The following is an 18,925-nucleotide window of genomic DNA, read 5'->3' on the forward strand; positions in this document are numbered from 1 at the left end:
AAGCATAAGCCAATCCGGCCGAAAGGTTGCTTTTTAACCTTTTGAACGGATTGGGTTATGACCTCGAGGGGCTAGGTGCTGGAGCTGGACGTTTCTAAACCAGTAAAAGTTGTCCACAAGTAGTAAATTTATAATTCCCTATACCACAAAAAGCACCCCTGAACTTTCATTCAGGGGTGCTTCATTCATATATTACTGGAATTTCGGATTGCTTTTTACTAACTTTACAGAAGTTGCTTTACTAGTATTTCCAGCTGCGTCTGTTGCTGTAAAGGTTAACACTGTATCATGTGTCTGAGCCGATTTAAATGAGATGGTGAATACTCCATCTTGACCGGCTACAGCACTGCCTAGCAGTGTTTTTCCATTATAAACTTTTACGGTTGAACCTGCTTCCGCTTTTCCAGCTACGCTCTTCGCTGGAGCTATGATTTGTCCAACTGCTGGCGCATCTGGAGCCGTAACATCTTTCACAACCACTTTTGTTTCAGTGCTTGTGTTCCCTGCCACATCGGTTGCTGTAACGGTTACTTCAGTACCTGCTTTTAATGGTGAAATGCTTACTTGATACGTTCCATCGGAGTTTGCGGCCGCTGTACCAATGACTTGACCATTAGCTTTTACTTCCACCTTTGCACCATCTTCTGTTTTTCCGGTAACTTTTGTAGATTGATCGGTTACTTCATCAACAACTGGTGCGGCAGGTGCAACCTTATCAATTAAGATTCTGCCTTCAATTTGTGCAGAAATTGGCGCGGTAAAGGACTTAATATAGTTTACAAATGCATCAAGGTCAGATGACCATGTTGTACGGTTTGTACCCTGCTTAAGAACAACGAATCCATCACCGCCGTCTGCCATGAAGTTATTGACAGTTACAGAATAGACACCATTTGGATCAATTTTTGATCCATCTGGCAGATAAATATCGATTACTTTTTGTCCTAGTGGTAAGTTATTGGACCAAGTGTATTTTAAACCAGAAATTTGCATGATCCGGTTTCGATCGGCTGCAAACTGTTGATTTAATAATGTTCTTACTTGCTCACCAGTGATATTCATTGTGACGATGTCGTTGCCAAATGGCTGGATCGCAAATAAATCGCCCCATGTGATTGGTCCTGCTTTTTTGATATCATCACGGATACCGCCAACATTCATGAAGGCAAAGTCAGTACCCGTTGTAGCTTTCATACCATCAGCAATTAGATTACCAAGCGCTGTTTCCCCTGAATCATTGGCAGTACGAGTAATTGCCGCCGCTGCTTCCCCTACTACTTGACTTGTAATTGGAGCAACATCTGCCTGATATCGATCAAGCTCTGCTTTGATTTTTGCATCAAGATGGACTGCATCTTGGAACGTGGTCACAATTTCTGCCTTCTTCCCAACAATATCCTGTGTAACTGGGTCGATGGTTAAATCGACATCAGAGAATGCTGTTCCATAAGAATAAGATTGAACAAGCAGTTTTCCGTCAACTGTGGAGTTTAAGTATTTATGGTCATGTGCTCCAAAAATAACATCCACTTCATCATCGACTGCCTTGGCAATATCGACTACTTTTCCTGTTGGGTTAGTACCATCTGTCGCTGAAGTACCAGGATCATGTGCCAGAACGACAATCGATTTAATTCCTTGGGCTTTTAATTCAGCAGCATACTTGTTGATAGCTTCAGCTTCATCTGTAAATTTAACTCCGGCAACTCCACTTGGCGTTACGATGCTAGGTGTTTCCGTTGTTACCACACCGATAAAGCCAACTTTCACTCCGTCTACTTCCTTAACCACATATGGAGGCAAGATAAGCTCGTTTGTATCCTCCTTCACGACGTTTGCCGCTACATAAGGGAAGTCCGCTCCTTCAAACACACCATACTTCTCAACGGTTTTTGGATGGGCACCGCCGTTAATCAAGCGAAGCATCTCTGTTACGCCTTCGTCAAATTCGTGGTTACCAATGGTACCAACATCAAAGCCAAGTTCGTTTAGGATTCGGATGGTTGGCTCATCTTGTAATAAGGCGGATACAGGACGGCTTGCACCAACTGCATCTCCTGCTTGCACCATTAAGGTGTTAGAAGGATTTGTTGCTTCTCTTTCCTTTAAGTAACCAGCTAGATATTCAATTCCGCCGGCAGGTTTTCCAGCTACAGTAGTTTTATAGTCTAGTTGTCCGTGTAAGTCGTTGATGCCTAGTAATTGAACGTGAACATCTTGATCTAGCGCGTATTGTTCAAAACCGGAGCCATCGGATAATGGACCTACATCTTTAATATTTGGAGTAGATGCTAAAACATCTTTTGCAGCTTGTGACGATTTAAAGGTTAATGTCTTCGCTACTCCACCAACAGGAGCGATTTTCCAGTTATTATCTGCAACTGGATTTACAACCCCTTGTGCCTTAATATAATCCATTAAAATCTGACGGTTTTCTAAAGGCGAATCAACTACAATAGTTGCCTTTCCACCTTTCGTTCCTGGGAAGTTCCCGCCGCCGCTTGCACGATAGTTATTAGTCGCAACAATAAATTTTTGATTTGGATCAATCGCTGATCCATCCATATTGGTAAAATGAATAATACGGTGAGCATCTGGGTTAGAAACAACACCTGTCGTATAGTTATATCTTGCTGGTTGTGTAACATCGATTTGGTATTTAACTCCATCAATAACATCAAAATTGAATGGCTGGAATCCATAATCGATTAATTCTTGTGCGTTGGCATTAGTAGGATCAATGGTGTTGAATTGTGACGCAGACATCTCTAACCATTCTTTCACTTCTGCGCCCGTTAATTCGACGGCTTTTAATGTGTTGTTATACAAATAAAGGTCATTGGCACTCTTAATTGAAAGGTCGCCTTTTGAAATGTTTGTATAATCGGTTGCCCCTTGGCGGCCCGCTTTGAATGGTGCACCGGCAGAAATGATTGGTAAATCTTTAAGGTCTTTACGGTTCTTTTCAATCCAATTTTTCACATAATCTGTTTGTGCATTGTTTACAATTTGGATGGTTGGGTCGTCCATTACACGAGAGAAATAGCTGGACATGGGTGCACTTGTTTCACCAATTTTCCCACGTACATATTGAAGTGTTGCTTCGTGTTCATCACTAACGGCATCTACAATTTTAGTATCAACTGCAGTTGTAGCTGTTACTGGCATATCTACTGATTTTGAAGCAGCCTTATCGGCTGTCCATGTTCCATCCGCATTTTGAACTAATGCTAAGTCAAGAACACCTAAGTTATTACCCCAAAATCCTGCTTCTACTGCAGGTATACCGTTAATCGTACCTTTAGTAGTATCAAGGCCTGCTAAATCTGGATTTTCAAGTTTACTGCCTTGGTGAAACTCTTTACCTGCTGGAAATGCATAGTGGGCATGTCCGAATAATAGCGCATCGATGCCGGCAACTTTACTTAGTGAAAATACGGCATTTTCGGCATCCTCTTGACCTTCATTTGTGACATCACAGCCGGAGTGGGCAATGGCTATAATCACATCTGCACCTTTTGCCTTCATTTCTTTAACATATTTGTCTGCCGTTTTAACGATATCTTTGACAATAACCTTTCCTTGAAGGTTATCTTTATCCCATTGGAGAATTTGCGGCGGTGCAAAACCAACAATTCCTACATTAACCGTTTGTTCGACACCGTTTTTGTCTTTTATCTTTTTAGGAATGATTTGATATGGAGTAAAATAATTTTGATCATTCGTTGGATCACTGTCATGATCATCTTTATAGATATTTGCGTTGACGATTGGATATGGAGCATGTGTTAAGGTTTTATCTAGAAAATCTAAACCATAATTAAACTCATGGTTCCCAACGATCCCTCCATCATAGTTTAATAGCTCCATAGCTTTAAACATTGGATGGACCTCGTCATCTGATAGTGGATTAACCTTTGCAACATAATCTGCCATCGGATTTCCCTGGAGTAAGTCACCAGCATCAAATAACATCGAGTTATCTGCCGTTGCTCTTGCTTGCTGGATTAATGTGGCGGTCTTTGATAAACCGTAGTTAATGCCAATCGAGGTATCTTGGTAGTAGTCATAAGCCATTACAGCATCATGCAGGTCCGTTGTTTCCAAAATCCTTAGAGTGGCGGTATTAGCTGTCTCCGCTGCTTTTGCCTTGTAAGGTATTGACGGTGATACAATTGTGCTGAGTATTAAAGCTGTTGCGGCTAATTTACTATATCTACTAATATTCTTTTTTTTCATTCGCCTCTTCACCTATCCCCTTTGATTAAATTTTCTAGCTAAGACCTCCATTTTTTATCTTTCTATTAACCCTCTCCTTTTTAAGATTCAGAAAAATTTTGTCAATTGGCGCCCGTTCCATCAATGATCGAGGAAGTTCACATTTACTTTCCTGTTAGCCAAATATCGACAAACATTTTTAATAGAGTAATAACTACTAAACTACTTTGTCTGAATCCTATAACTATCCATACTCTATTATTATATCGTTCCGAATCACGAACAAAAACGAGTCTTATTTCCTAATTTTTGTAAAATTAATTTGAACAATGTAAAAAAGCCTAATCAAATTCGACTAGACTTTTTTACATTTCTATATATAGGGTCCTCTGCCCAGCGTTTTTCCAGTTCTTCTTTCGTATAAATCACTCGCATCGGGTTTCCTCCGACGAAACATCCAGGCGGAACGTCCTTATGAACTAATGTCCCAGCTGAGATGATCGCTCCATCCCCTATCGTTATACCAGGAAGAATCGTCGAATTGGCCCCGATCATGACTTCATTCCCAATTTCGACATTCCCAAGCCTATATTCTTTAATTAAATACTCATGGGCGAGAATGGTCGTATTATAGCCAATAACCGTATTGCGGCCGACACTAATTTTCTCGGGGAACATGACATCGAGCATCACCATTAGAGCGAAGGAGGTTTGCTCCCCCACTTTAACCCCTAGAAATTTACGGTATAACCAGTTTTTCATACTCAAAAATGGTGTATATCTCGCCAGCTGAATGACAATAAAATTTCTAACAACCTTCCAAAATGGCACCGTCTTGTAGACGTGCCACAAAGAGTTCGCCCCCTCTACAGGATAGCGGGTCGTATTTCTCATCCTTCTCACTCTCCGAGAATGGTTAATAAGTCAGTCATGTTCTCTAACATATAATCAGGTTCATAACTGGCTACGTAGTCACGGCCCTTAATCGACCAAGCCACACCGGCTGTTAACGTACCGGCATTTTTACCCGCCAAAATATCATGGTAATTATCGCCGACCATCATCGTTTCTGAAGGAGTTGAATTCAACTGCTCCAAGGCGTTTAAAATCGGTTCTGGATCTGGCTTCGTCTTTTTCACATGTTCGTAAGCAACAATTATTTCAAAAAACTGCTCCAAATTCATCAGACGTAAACCTTTAAGTGTTACGTCCAGACGCTTGGTTGTCACTACGGCTAGCTTATAACCGCGCTCCTTCAAGGTCTGAATCGTTTCTGTCACCCCTACAAACTCTTTCACTAGTTCATCATGCTTGGAGATATTGTACTCACGATAAGCCGCAATCATTTCCTCGACCTGTTCCGGTTCCGGGGTCATACCTCCAAATACCTCATGGAGTGTTGGGCCAAGGAAAGGAAGCACATCCTCGCGTTTATACTTGCTTGGAAAATATTTTTCAAGCGTGTTCAAGTAAGTCGAAATAATTAATTCATTCGTATCGATTAAAGTCCCATCTAAATCAAAAAGTATGGTTGTGATTTTGTTGGTCATTGCTGAATTCCTTTCTCATTAGCCTAATGCCAGCTATTTTAATTCGTTTGATCTAAGTAATGCGCCTCGGTAGGATTTTTTGTGCGTCGATAAACCAAAATTCCTAAAGCTACTACAATCAACACAATCGAAATGGTTTGCGCCATTCGAAGGCTTCCAAGCATCAAACTATCTGTTCTAAGTCCTTCGACGAAAAAGCGGCCGATCGAATACCAAATAACATAAGATAAAAACAGTTCCCCGCGGCGGAAATTCACGCGGCGCAGCAGGATTAATAATAAAAAGCCGATGAAATCCCAAACTGATTCATATAAGAAGGTTGGGTGATAATAGGTCCCATTAATATACATTTGGTTGATGATAAAATCTGGTAAATGCAAGCCCTCAAGGAATGACCTTGTTACTTCGCCGCCATGAGCCTCCTGGTTCATAAAATTACCCCAGCGGCCAATCGCCTGTCCTAAAATGATGCTAGGAGCAGCAATGTCAGCAATCTTCCAGAAAGAAATCCCTCTTTTTCTGGCAAAAACGATGGTGGTGATAACCGAACCAATTAGCGCTCCATGGATAGCAATCCCGCCATTCCAAATTTTCGGGATGTCTGCTGGATGACTGCTATAATAATCCCATTCAAATATCACATAGTAAATCCGCGCCGAAATGATCGCGATGGGGATGGCCCAAAGCATTAAATCGGCAAATGTATCCTTAGGTAATCCTCTTCGGTTGGCCTCTCTAATCGCCAGATACAAAGCAAGTGCCAATCCGGAGCCGATAATAATCCCATACCAATGCACCTGAATCGGGCCAAGTGAAAAAGCAATTGGGTTTAATGGCTGTATGGTTTCGTTCATCTCTTTCTCCCCTTACTCGTGATCTCCCTCTTCAATTACATCTGACAGGCGGTCGGTAAATTGCTGCGCCGCATTGACGCCCATCCGTTTTAAACGGAAATTCATCGCAGCTACTTCAATAATAACAGCCAGGTTTCGTCCTGGACGGACTGGAACTGTTAGTTTTGGAATATCGGTATCAATAATCCTCATTTTTTCCTCATCCAAGCCAAGGCGGTCATATTGCTTTTTTGCATCCCAAATTTCCAGATTCATAATGAGCGTAATCCGCTTATTGCTGCGGACCGCTCCTGCACCGAACAAGGTCATCACATTGATAATCCCCAAACCGCGGATTTCTAATAGATGTTCAATTAAGTCCGGTGAAGTCCCGACCAATGTATCCTGGTCTTCCTGGCGAATTTCAACACAATCGTCGGCCACGAGCCGGTGCCCGCGCTTTACTAGTTCGAGCGCCGTTTCACTTTTACCAACGCCGCTTTTCCCTGTAATTAACACGCCAATCCCATAAACATCGACCAAAACACCATGAACAGCGGTTGTCGGCGCAAGCTTACTTTCTAAAAAGTTGGTTAAACGGCTTGAGAAACGGGTCGTTACCATGTTTGTCTTTAACACAGGAACAGACTCTCGTTCGGATGCCTCAATTAACTCCTCAGGCACATCAATACCTCTTGTAACAATGATTGCCGGAGTCACATCTGTACAAAGTTGTTCCATTCGTGAGGCGCGGTCTTTCGGAGAAAGTTCTCTAAAAAAGGATAATTCGGTTTTCCCTAACAGCTGGATCCGTTCAGCCGGATAAAACTCGAAATAGCCGGCCATTTCAATCCCCGGACGCGATATATCACTCATGGTAATCGGGCGGTTAATCCCTTCTTCACCACTGATTAATTCGAGATTAAATTTTTCAAAGATATCTTTGGTACGTACTTTTGGCAAGAAGATTTCCTCCTCAAACGGATGTATTTTTAAAAAAATTAGAATAAGAAGAATTCATATCTCCTATTTTAGCATTTTTTGAAAAAGAACCAAATGATAGTTGCGTAAAAAAGGAAAAAGGTGCAATCCCATTGGAAAGGAGTGCACCTTCTTAGGTTATTTCTTGGCCTTTCTTGATGGCTCAAACAGTGTTTTTTGAATGAGGACGTTAACGAGCGACATCAGTACGGCAAAGAACAGGGCCATGCCAAAACCATTGATTTCAAAGGCTGTGCCCATCAAATAATCCGTTAGCTCAAGTGTAACGGCATTGATGACGAACAGGAAAAGTCCCATGGTTAAGATTGTGACCGGTAAGGTAAATAAAATCAACAGCGGACGGACGAGTACATTTAAGATTGATAATAAAACGCTCGCTTCTAGTGCGGCCACGAAGCCGGTTAATTGAAAGCTTTCATGAAAATAACCGGCGAGTGCCATAAATAATACCGCATTTATCAAACAACCTAGCAGCCATCTCATTTAGGTAAATCTCCTACTTTTCTTCTTGTGATTGGTGGATCGTGATGGAACCTGTTTTTGTATCGGCATAAATGTGTGCCAGTTTTTCTGGGTGGTTAATGGATTGGAAGCGCAGTGATTTTTGGATCATTTCACTTTTCTCCTCCAGCACCTGAATGCCGACTAAGTTGACGTGAAATCCGCCAAGATTGGTTTTTAAATTCCCATTTACCGGCAGCCCCTCAGGGATATAGAGGTCGATTCCGCCCGCAGCCGTTTTGGCCTGAATCAATTCAGCTTGGCTTCCATGTAGATTTAAACTGATATTTCCTTTAAAGGACTCCATTTCAAGCTTTTTAAACTCACCGTCAAGTTGGATGGCGCCATTTATTGTTTCTGCTTCGACTTTATCAAATTGACTGCCTTTCAGCTTAATTTTTCCATTCGCTGTTTCCAGTTCTGTATTCTTACCGGTGAAGCGGTCAAGGGCAATTTTTCCATTAGCCGTTTTTACACGCAGTTCATCTACATTTATTTGTTCCCCTGTAACCGGACCATTAAACAATCTGACCCGTACCCGGTTATAAACGGCTTTCGGTACGTACACAATGGCTTCGACCTTCATCCATTTCTGCTGAGTACTAAAACGTAATTTCTCATGTTCCACGGTGAAAAGGACATCTCGTAAAAAGTTTTGCCGGGCCTGGTCCTGGTTTTCCACTCGGTATACCTTTGCCTGACACTCGACTCTGACGTCAGGCTGCTCCCATCCAACGAGCTTGATGGCTCCGTTAGCGACGTCAATGTCGATATCTTTTATAGTGGCGTCCCCTTGATGGAATATATGGGAGATATCTACGGATTGGCCGAAGTTTAGATCTAGGTCTAAGTCTTTAATCTTTTTAAAAGCAAAATCAACAAATTCAAAGAATCTTTCCTTTGTAGATTGATATTTCGCTTGGAACGGCTCTTCTTTTTTTGCTTCCTCGAATTGGACAGTGGTGGACAGCTCATTGACAAGTTGCGCCTGTTTTTGCTCCATGGTTTGCTCTGTTTTTTCCAGTTCTTCTAGAAGCTTTAAGGCTTCATCAGCCTTTAGTTTCCCCTCCTCGACCATTTGTAAAATTCGTTTTCTTTCCTCTTTCATTTTTTCCACCTCTATGAATGAATTTGTCATTTCAGTTTATTCAGCTGTTAATACCTTTACGCCTTTGACAATGTTCCAGATGACCACTGCAAGCCAAAGTAAGCTCAGAGCGATGATACTTATAACGGTAAAAACAGGGATGGCGTCTTGTTGTGAAGTAAAATCATAGAATACCGCCAACACTAGGAGCGGTGTCAGAATTAATGGAATTAGGTGTGATAATAGTGATTTTTTGGCATGCCTTTTGGTTCCTTCGTCTCCCGTGGCTAAATAGACGGCTAAAGGAAAAATAAATCCGGCGAAAAAAATACTAAAGTAGCATAGACTTGATAAAACCTTTCGGGTTTCCATACGTTTATCACCTCTATCTTTTATTACGAGTTTAGTATCGAAAAGGTTTCTTTTATAATTGTTATTTTTAAGCGCAGCTTGGGTGGGGGGCGGGGAGATTTTCCGCGGACTTTTGGATTGATTCCGTCTGATTTTTGGTTTTTTCCGCTTATTTTCGGATTAATTCCGCAACATATTGGATTAATTCCGTCTAATTCTGGATTTTTTCCGCCAACCTAGTTCCTGCTGGCTCGAAACTCAATAATTGCTAATTTAATCCATCAACATTCTATTTTATTCGGCCAGTTTTCAGATTTATTCCACCAACTTCAAACTTTATTCCGCCTACTTTACTATTTTTCTGCAAGACACAAAAAAAAGAGCCGAAACCAGCCAGGTTTTAACCTGCTGATTTCAACTCTTTCTATGCTTTAATAGCACTCTTCTCTTCAATTTGCTGTTTCATCCGCTCGCGGTCACGCGCTAGGATTGGTTTTAAATATTTTCCGGTATAAGATTCGGGAGTCTCTGCTACTTTTTCAGGAGTTCCCGTCGCGACGATGGTGCCGCCCTTATCTCCACCCTCAGGACCGAGGTCGACAAGGTAATCGGCCGTCTTAATCACATCGAGATTATGCTCAATGACCAGAACAGTATCGCCATTTTCAACCAGACGCTGTAAGACAACAAGCAAACGGGAAATGTCGTCTACATGAAGCCCGGTCGTCGGCTCATCTAAGATATAGAACGTTTTACCATTTGAACGGCGGTGCAGTTCTGAGGCAAGTTTAACACGCTGGGCCTCTCCGCCTGACAGGGTCGTTGCCGGCTGGCCAAGTTTAACATAGCCCAAACCTACATCTAAAATGGTCTGCAGCTTACGGCTGATTTTTGGAATATTTTCGAAAAATTCAACTGCTGCCTCAACGGTCATATCGAGGATATCCGCAATATTTTTCCCTTTATATTTCACTTCCAATGTTTCACGGTTATAACGTTTGCCGTGGCATACTTCGCATGGAACATAAACATCAGGTAAAAAGTGCATTTCTATTTTAATAATTCCGTCACCACGGCAGGCCTCACAGCGGCCGCCCTTAACATTAAAACTAAAGCGGCCTTTCTTATACCCGCGCACCTTCGCTTCATTCGTCGACGCAAACACATCACGAACATCATCGAACACACCCGTATACGTGGCTGGATTCGAGCGCGGCGTTCTGCCGATCGGGGATTGGTCAATATCAATTACCTTTTCTAAATGTTCCATTCCCTTTACCGACTTGTGGGCTCCAGGCTTGGTTTTCGCCTTATTCAGCTTTTGCGCCAATGATTTATGAAGGATCTCGTTAATAAGGGTACTTTTCCCGGACCCTGATACGCCAGTCACAGCAATAAACAAGCCAAGCGGAAACTTCACATTGACATTTTTTAAATTATTTTCAGATGCACCCTTGATTTCGATATAGCGGCCATCCGGCTTACTACGCTCAAGCGGAAGGGGGATGAACTTTTTCCCGGACAGGTATTGACCTGTCAGTGAGTTTGGGTCGGCCATTACTTCTGCAGGAGTTCCTGCGGAAACAATCTCACCGCCATGTATACCTGCGCCAGGGCCAATATCAATGAGATAATCAGCAGCAAGCATCGTGTCTTCATCGTGCTCGACAACAATCAAGGTATTGCCGATATCACGCATGTTTTGCATCGTACCGATTAACCGGTCATTATCCCGCTGATGGAGACCAATGGACGGCTCATCCAAAATGTATAATACGCCGGTTAGGCGCGAGCCAATTTGTGTCGCCAGCCGGATCCGCTGTGCTTCACCGCCGGAGAGTGTCCCTGCGGTACGGCTTAGGGTCAAATAATCTAGACCAACATTAATTAAGAAACCTAGCCGTTCACTGATCTCACGGAAAATTAACGCAGCAATTTGCATTTCTTTATCCGAAAGCTTTAACTCTGAGAAAAATGCTTGAGCATCCTTAATCGATAGGTCTGTTACTTGAGAAATATGGGACCCGTTAATTAACACGGCCAACGATTCCCTTTTCAAACGGTAGCCTTTACAGGTTGGACATGGCTGCTGACCCATGTATTTTTCCATTTGTTCACGGATAAAGTCTGAGCTTGTCTCCTTATAGCGGCGCTCGACATTGCGCATAACACCTTCAAATTGGATATGTCCCTCACGAAGCTGTCCAAAATCATTTTCATAACGGAAATAAATTTTATCCTTGCCTGATCCATAGAGAATTTTTTCCATTTGGTGTTCGGGGATGTCTTTAACAGGTACATCCAGATCGATTCCATAATGATCACAAACCGCCGCAAGCAGCTGCGGATAATATTGTGAGCTGGTTGGCTCCCACGGGGCAATCGCATGCTGTTTTAGTGTCAAATCCTTATTAGGTATGACTAAATCAAGATCCACTTCCAGTTTAGAGCCGAGTCCATCACAGTCGGGGCAGGCCCCGAATGGACTGTTAAAGGAAAACATCCGAGGTTCTAATTCACCAATCGAGAATCCGCAAATGGGACAAGCATGGTTCTCACTGAACAACAGCTCTTCCTCGCCGATTACATCGACGATGACGTTTCCTTCTCCTAGTTTTAAGGCCGACTCAAGAGAATCAGCAACACGGGCTGAAATGCCTTCCTTGACGACAATTCGGTCCACTACAACTTCTATAGAATGCTTCTTATTTTTGTCTAATTCGATTTCATCACCAAGATCAAGCATTTCTCCGTCGACACGAATCCGGACAAACCCTTGTTTTTTGATGTCCTCCAATACCTTTACATGGGCTCCTTTTCGTCCCGACACAACGGGTGCAAGGATTTGCATTTTGGTTCTCTCTGGATATTCGAGAATCCGGTCGACCATTTGCTCAATGGTTTGTGAGGAGATTTCAATATGATGATTCGGACAAGTGGGATGTCCGACTCTTGCAAAAAGTAATCGTAAATAATCATAGATTTCCGTTACCGTCCCTACTGTAGAACGCGGGTTTCGGCTTGTTGTTTTTTGATCAATCGAAATCGCCGGGGATAATCCCTCGATCATATCTACATCCGGCTTATCCATCTGACCGAGAAATTGGCGGGCATAAGCAGACAGGGATTCCACATAACGGCGCTGCCCTTCAGCATAAATCGTATCAAATGCGAGCGAGGACTTTCCTGAACCGGAAAGTCCCGTCAATACCACAAGCTTATCTCTCGGAATGGTGACATCTATATTTTTCAAATTGTGGGCGCGGGCGCCTTTCACAATTAGTTTTTCCATTGCCATTTAACCGTCATCCTTCCGCTTTCAATTCCAATAATAAATCACGAAGCTCGGCAGCACGTTCGAAGTTGAGTGCCTTTGCTTCTTCCTTCATTTCTTTTTCCATTGTCATAATTAGTTTTTCTCGTTCCTTCTTACTCATCTTGCCGAAGGATGCTGCGCCTTTTTGCTCTTCTTGATCCTCAGCAGCTTGGGTCGCACGGATGACATCACGAATTTCCTTTTGAATCGTCTGCGGTGTAATGCCGTGTTTTTCATTGTATTCTTCTTGGATGGCCCGGCGTCGCTTCGTTTCACTAATTGCCAGCTCCATCGAATTAGTGATTCTATCTGCATACATGATAACATGGCCATTGGCATTTCGGGCGGCCCGGCCGATCGTTTGAATTAACGACCGTTCCGAACGGAGGAAGCCTTCTTTGTCAGCATCGAGAATCGTGATAAGGGAAACCTCGGGAATATCGAGTCCTTCCCTGAGCAAATTGATCCCGATCAAAACGTCATATTTTCCTAGACGCAGTTCCCGAATAATTTCAATCCGCTCGAGTGTCTTGACTTCTGAATGTAAATATTGAACCTTAATCCCAATTTCTTTCAGATAATCAGTTAAATCCTCTGACATTTTTTTCGTTAACGTCGTCACGAGGACACGTTCATTTTTCTTAACCCGTTCCTGTATTTCACCAATCAAATCATCAATCTGCCCTTCGATTGGACGGACTTCAATCGTTGGATCAAGTAACCCTGTCGGGCGAATAATTTGTTCAATCATCTCCGGTGTATGCTCGAGTTCATATGGACCTGGTGTGGCCGAGACAAAAATGGCATTGTGGACATGCTTATCAAATTCATCAAAGGTCAGCGGCCGGTTATCGAGTGCCGATGGAAGGCGGAAGCCGTGGTCGACCAGCACTTGTTTACGGGCCTTGTCACCATTAAACATACCCCTGATTTGCGGTAAGGTAACATGCGACTCATCAATGATGATCAGGAAATCTTCCGGAAAATAGTCGAGCAATGTATAGGGAGTTGAACCTGCCGGCCTTAGGGTCAGATGACGGGAGTAGTTTTCAATCCCTGAGCAAAAGCCCATTTCCCGCATCATTTCTAAATCATAGCGGGTACGCTGTTCAATCCGCTGGGCCTCGAGCAGTTTATCTTCTGCTCTTAATTCAGCAAGCCGTTCCTCGAGTTCTTTTTCAATATTCTCAATGGCTAGACGCATTTTTTCTTCACGTGTTACGAAGTGGGATGCCGGGAAAATGGCGATATGCGAACGTTCGCCGATGATTTCACCTGTTAACGCATCGACTTCGCGAATGCGGTCAATTTCATCTCCGAAAAATTCGACACGGACACAATGTTCATCACGGGAGACTGGGAATATCTCAACGACATCCCCGCGGACACGGAAGGTTCCCTTTTTAAAATCGATATCATTTCGTTCATATTGGATATCCACTAAACGATGCAGGAGCTGATTCCGTTCAATTTCCATGCCTGTGCGAAGCGATAACACCATCTCGCGGTATTCTTCCGGCGAACCGAGACCATAGATACAGGACACACTCGCAATGATGATGACATCTTTCCGTTCAAATAAGGATGAGGTCGCCGAGTGGCGCAGCTTGTCAATTTCATCGTTGATACTGGCATCTTTTTCAATGAAGGTATCGGTTTGCGGCACATAGGCTTCCGGCTGATAGTAATCATAGTAACTGACGAAGTATTCTACCGCATTATTTGGAAAAAAATCCTTAAACTCACTATAGAGCTGTCCGGCTAATGTTTTGTTATGGGCGATTACAAGGGTTGGTTTGTTTATTTCTTTAATGACGTTCGAAACCGTAAAGGTCTTCCCTGTACCGGTCGCACCAAGTAGCGTTTGGTGGCGTTTATTATTTTTAATCCCTTCTACTAACTGGCGGATCGCTTCGGGCTGATCACCTTGGGGCGAGTACTTTGAAACTAATTCAAATTGATCTTTCACATTTCTTTCCTCCCGTAAAAAAAATCACTCTTAAGCTAAAAAACTGTTTATTGTCCGGGATGGTGCTAAAAAGTGTCTTCTCGTAAATTTCCTATTAACATTCTACCACAATCCACCAAAAACAAACCAATAATATGCGAACTAGTATTCGTTTTTTTGATTAAGTTTTTCAATTAGAAAAAAGCCTGCCGTTAATCGACAGACTTACATTTGTGAATAGGTTCTAGCTATTTTTAACTGCCCGCGGTTTCATCCTGGCTGCCAGCCAGAAGCCGGCTGTAAGTGAAAAGGCATCAATAACAATCAGGTAAAAGGTGTCGGTATAGCCTTTGTAAACTGACCCAGCAATCAGTGCCACGGTTAAAACAAGGCCGATAACGCGATTGTAAGTGACCCGTGAAAAAAGCAAAACCAGTAATCCAGGCATAGTTAGTGCCGAAAATATCCTAATAATCTCAAACATGGGCACACCTCATTTATAAATCTCGTTAATTATTAATTCTAAAAACTAATCCATAAAATTGCAACTAAAATATTCCTTAAACCTTTGCCTTCTCAAAGCCAGCCGCTTCCTTTTGCTGTGATACTAGACTAACAATGATAAATCCTAACAGTGACAGAACAATCGGCATGACAACCGTATGCAGTCCAAAGGCATTCGGATAAAAACGATCTAATAAAATATAAGAACCCATTCCAATAATCATTGATGTGATTGCTCCGTACTTATTGCCCTTACTCCAATACAAGCCTAAAATAACTGGCCAAATAAACACAGATTCCAGTCCGCCAAAAGAAAATAGATTCAGCCATACAATTAAATCGGGAGGACTTAATGCGAGAATAATCACGATAATCCCAATAATGGCGGTTACACTGAAGCTCACCTTTTTAATTTGTTTGTCCTCGGCATCCGGCTTGATGTAATTCAAATAGATATCCTTTACCAAAGCAGAGCTCACCAAGATCAGCAAAGCATCGACTGTTGACATAATCGCAGCCATTGGGGCTGCTAGTACAATTCCAGCAACAAACGGCGGCAAAACTTTCATTGATAACAATGGCATCACAGTATCACCGATTTTTATCCCTGGGAGTACTGGTCTTGCAAACACGCCAATCAAGTGCATCCCGAGCATGATAAAGCCGACCACAACCGTCCCAATAATGATCGCATTGTGCATAGCTTTTGAATTTTTGTAAGACATCGCCCTGACTGTAATTTGCGGAAGGCCGACAACCCCAACGCCAACCAAAATCCAAAACGATGAAACGTAGGCCGGGGTTAAATTGTGCTGTGCGCCAAACGGGCTGATGAGGTTTGGATTCTCCGCCGCTAAATCAGAGATGATGTTCGAAACCCCTCCGCCTGCTTTAATCGTTGCAATCAATAAAATCAACGTTCCTGCAAACATCACGACACCTTGAACCGTATCGGTGAGTGCAACCGCTCGGAAGCCGCCGACAATGACAAACACAAGAACAGAAAAGGCAAAAATCAGTAAGGCGGTTGAATAAGGCATGCCAGTCAGCGATTCTACTAGGCGCGCCCCGCCAATCCATTGCGCCGTCATCGATGAAAAAAGGAAAATAATAATACTTGCCGCTGACAAGATCACAACCGTTTTACTTTTATACCGTTCCTTTAGAAAGTCGATTAAGGTGATCGCCTTATACTGACGGGCCACGATGGCAAATTTTTTCCCGAGGACCATTAAGGTAAAATAACCGGTTACAAGCTGGGCCATGGCAAGTAGAACCCAGCCTAACCCTTGAGTATAGGCAATTCCAGGACCGCCGATAAAACTGCTGGCACTGCCGTAAGTGGCCACCATGGTCATGGCTAGGATGAACCCTCCCATTTGACGTTCCCCTAAGAAATACCCTTCTAAAAAAGATTCGGATTTGAGTACCAATTTGTTTGACCAAATTCCTACCGCAAAGATAATCAATAAGAAAATAATTAATGGTGTAATAACAGCCCAGTTCACTTGTTCTCCTCCTCTACATCAAAGGGGATGTCTTGGAAGAGATATCTTACTGTGAAAATCACAAGGATAATCATAACAATGGAGCCGAGAATGCAGCTGTAAAAGAACCAGGCCGGCAGACCCAATACGTATGTATAGTCCTTGACATTAGCTGAGCCGAGTCCGTAGCCAAATCCATACCAAATGATAAAATTGATGATAACGAGAATAACGCCAATTAGTGCTTCTTTATGGGCAATTTTAAAACGCTTGTCCATTGAATCCACAGATTTCTTCAAACTTTTACACCCCTAGTATGTATGCATTTTTTAATCTAACTTTTTACCAAGTTAGAACATTTTACCACAAATATGAAGAAAAACTTACTATCATACTTTTGAAACTTGACCATTAATTTTTATAAGTTTTCATTTCGTTTAAAAAACTATATGGTTTACTATTTAATAGGAAAAATCTACTGTAATTTGAAAAATTAATCAGTACTATTTTCTTATTGATAAACACAACGAGATAAATGATAATGATTATCAATATCATTGACTCAGGGGGTTTTGTTATGTTTATTCAATTTTTAAAGGAAAACCGTTATGTCCCATTTCTACTTACTGTATTTCGACTCTATCTTGGATGGGAATGGTTAACTGCTGGCTGGGGGAAAATCTCCGGTGGGAAATTTGATGCAAGCGGCTTTATGGTTGGAGCAGTAAAAAATATGTCAGGTGATCACCCTTCTGTTCAACCTTGGTGGGGACATTTTTTAAATGAGTTTGCTATTCCATATGTTGATTTATTTAATGTAATGGTTCCATGGGGAGAGTTTTTAGTAGGGGCGGCATTAATTTTGGGGATTTTTACTTCATTTTCTGCTCTTATGGGACTTACGATGAACTTTGCCTATATGTTGTCTGGCACAACTAGTACGAATCCTCAAATGGTTTTACTAGGAATGTTTATTCTGGTGGCAGGAACGAATGCTGGAAAAATTGGAGTAGATCGTTGGGTTATTCCAATGCTGCAGAAATGGTTCTTTAAAAAAACTGGGAAAGAACAATTTCCGCAAAGCGCGTAATAAAAATCGCCCTTCTCATTTAAAGGAGGGCGATTTTAGTATAGTGAGTAATTTACTTAATTACATGTCCCATGTGGACTTGGACATCCGTTAGCTTCTTTCTCAACCTGAATGGTACTGTGTTCAATATGAAACTCATCATGAAGTATTTTTTGCGATTGTGACAGGATTTTATCATGCACGCCATCGTCAAAAATCGTCATATGACAGCTAAGAACAGGATATCCTGAAGTAATGGTCCAAATGTGCAGGTCATGAATCTCCTTAACGTTAGGGATCTTGCACAATGCCTTTTTCACTTGAGATATATCAATCTGGGACGGGGCCCCTTCCATCAAGATATGAAAAGAATCTTTTGTTACCCGGTAACCACTGATGAGAATTAGTACAGCAACAATGATACTGGCAATCGGGTCGGCAATCCCCCAGCCTAAAAACATGATTAGCAGGGCGGCAACAATTGCTCCTACCGAACCGAGCATATCACCCAGTACGTGGAGGAAGGCGCTTTTGACATTCAGGTTTTCTTCCTTGTCACCCTTCATCAAAATCCAAGCCGCAATGATATTGACTAATAATCCGGTCACAGAAATCATTAGCATCCCGGTACTCTGGACTTCCGGCGGATTGAAAAAGCGTTGAAAGGCCTCAAAAAAGATATAAATAGAGATAATCACAAGCGTTAAACCATTTAAGGCGGCAGCAATAATTTCAAACCGCTTATAGCCGTAGGTTTTTTCCTGTGAGACCTTTTTCTCACCAAGCTGTAAAGCGTAAAAGCTTAATCCAAGTGCAGCCGCATCGCTCAGCATATGGCCTGCATCCGACAATAGTGCAAGGCTGTTTGTAACAATACCGCCAATCACTTCTACTATCATAAAGGCAGCTATTAAAAGGAAAGAACTTAATAGTGCTTTTTTATTACTTGTATGTGAATGTCCATGCGAGTGGCCGTGTGAATGGCCGTGATGGTGATGATGACCCATGTTGATCCCCCCAGAGCTCTTAAAAGTTAAGTCGCTCTCTTCTCTTTCTAAA

General features: G+C 42.3%; 15 protein-coding genes. 1 reads left to right on the top strand and 14 read right to left on the bottom strand.

Going from position 1 to position 18,925, the window contains the following annotated elements; genetic code table 11:
• Nucleotides 1–192: 192 nt before the first annotated feature.
• From COD92_RS13345 to COD92_RS13405, 13 genes are all read right to left on the bottom strand, one after another.
• On the bottom strand, nucleotides 193–4,239 hold the full coding sequence (locus tag COD92_RS13345; RefSeq protein WP_098530392.1) for a bifunctional 2',3'-cyclic-nucleotide 2'-phosphodiesterase/3'-nucleotidase: 4,047 nt from the start codon (nucleotides 4,237–4,239) through the stop codon (nucleotides 193–195).
• A 324-nt stretch (nucleotides 4,240–4,563) separates the two neighbouring features.
• Nucleotides 4,564–5,112, bottom strand: coding sequence for an acyltransferase (locus COD92_RS13350; protein ID WP_098530393.1), 549 nt, complete (start codon nucleotides 5,110–5,112; stop codon nucleotides 4,564–4,566).
• Nucleotides 5,113–5,117: 5 nt separating this feature from the next.
• Nucleotides 5,118–5,768, bottom strand: a complete 651-nt coding sequence (ppaX, locus tag COD92_RS13355; RefSeq protein ID WP_098530394.1) for a pyrophosphatase PpaX — start codon at nucleotides 5,766–5,768, stop codon at nucleotides 5,118–5,120.
• Between the two features lie 38 nt (nucleotides 5,769–5,806).
• Nucleotides 5,807–6,622 carry a prolipoprotein diacylglyceryl transferase gene (gene lgt, locus COD92_RS13360; protein ID WP_098530395.1) on the bottom strand — a complete coding sequence of 272 codons (816 nt, stop codon included), beginning with the start codon at nucleotides 6,620–6,622 and terminating at the stop codon, nucleotides 5,807–5,809.
• A gap of 12 nt (nucleotides 6,623–6,634) precedes the next feature.
• Nucleotides 6,635–7,564, bottom strand: coding sequence for an HPr(Ser) kinase/phosphatase (gene hprK, locus COD92_RS13365; protein WP_098530396.1), 930 nt, complete (start codon nucleotides 7,562–7,564; stop codon nucleotides 6,635–6,637).
• 156 nt (nucleotides 7,565–7,720) lie between these two features.
• Nucleotides 7,721–8,086, bottom strand: coding sequence for a phage holin family protein (locus COD92_RS13370; protein ID WP_098530397.1), 366 nt, complete (start codon nucleotides 8,084–8,086; stop codon nucleotides 7,721–7,723).
• A 13-nt stretch (nucleotides 8,087–8,099) separates the two neighbouring features.
• Complete coding sequence (locus tag COD92_RS13375) at nucleotides 8,100–9,212, bottom strand: DUF4097 family beta strand repeat-containing protein (RefSeq protein ID WP_098530398.1); 1,113 nt, start codon at nucleotides 9,210–9,212, stop codon at nucleotides 8,100–8,102.
• Nucleotides 9,213–9,248: 36 nt separating this feature from the next.
• On the bottom strand, nucleotides 9,249–9,563 hold the full coding sequence (locus COD92_RS13380) for a magnetosome magnetite crystal formation protein family (protein ID WP_098530399.1): 315 nt from the start codon (nucleotides 9,561–9,563) through the stop codon (nucleotides 9,249–9,251).
• Between the two features lie 403 nt (nucleotides 9,564–9,966).
• On the bottom strand, nucleotides 9,967–12,840 hold the full coding sequence (gene uvrA, locus COD92_RS13385) for an excinuclease ABC subunit UvrA (RefSeq protein WP_098530400.1): 2,874 nt from the start codon (nucleotides 12,838–12,840) through the stop codon (nucleotides 9,967–9,969).
• 7 nt (nucleotides 12,841–12,847) lie between these two features.
• A complete protein-coding gene (gene uvrB, locus COD92_RS13390) occupies nucleotides 12,848–14,827 on the bottom strand; it encodes an excinuclease ABC subunit UvrB (RefSeq protein WP_098996380.1) in 1,980 nt (659 codons plus the stop codon).
• Between the two features lie 223 nt (nucleotides 14,828–15,050).
• Nucleotides 15,051–15,290: a CsbA family protein gene (locus COD92_RS13395; protein ID WP_098530402.1), complete on the bottom strand. Its 240-nt coding sequence runs from the start codon at nucleotides 15,288–15,290 to the stop codon at nucleotides 15,051–15,053.
• A 76-nt stretch (nucleotides 15,291–15,366) separates the two neighbouring features.
• Nucleotides 15,367–16,818, bottom strand: a complete 1,452-nt coding sequence (panF, locus tag COD92_RS13400) for a sodium/pantothenate symporter (protein WP_098530403.1) — start codon at nucleotides 16,816–16,818, stop codon at nucleotides 15,367–15,369.
• On the bottom strand, nucleotides 16,815–17,075 hold the full coding sequence (locus COD92_RS13405) for a YhdT family protein (RefSeq protein ID WP_098530415.1): 261 nt from the start codon (nucleotides 17,073–17,075) through the stop codon (nucleotides 16,815–16,817). The genes panF and COD92_RS13405 overlap by 4 nt, the downstream gene beginning before the upstream one ends.
• 299 nt (nucleotides 17,076–17,374) lie before the next feature.
• On the opposite strand from COD92_RS13405, the gene COD92_RS13410 reads away from it, so the two are divergent.
• Complete coding sequence (locus COD92_RS13410) at nucleotides 17,375–17,887, top strand: DoxX family protein (protein ID WP_098530404.1); 513 nt, start codon at nucleotides 17,375–17,377, stop codon at nucleotides 17,885–17,887.
• Between the two features lie 56 nt (nucleotides 17,888–17,943).
• On the opposite strand, the gene COD92_RS13415 is transcribed toward COD92_RS13410, so the two are convergent.
• Nucleotides 17,944–18,873, bottom strand: a complete 930-nt coding sequence (locus COD92_RS13415; RefSeq protein WP_098530405.1) for a cation diffusion facilitator family transporter — start codon at nucleotides 18,871–18,873, stop codon at nucleotides 17,944–17,946.
• Nucleotides 18,874–18,925: the final 52 nt, after the last annotated feature.

The organism is Bacillus sp. AFS037270 (genome assembly GCF_002585305.1).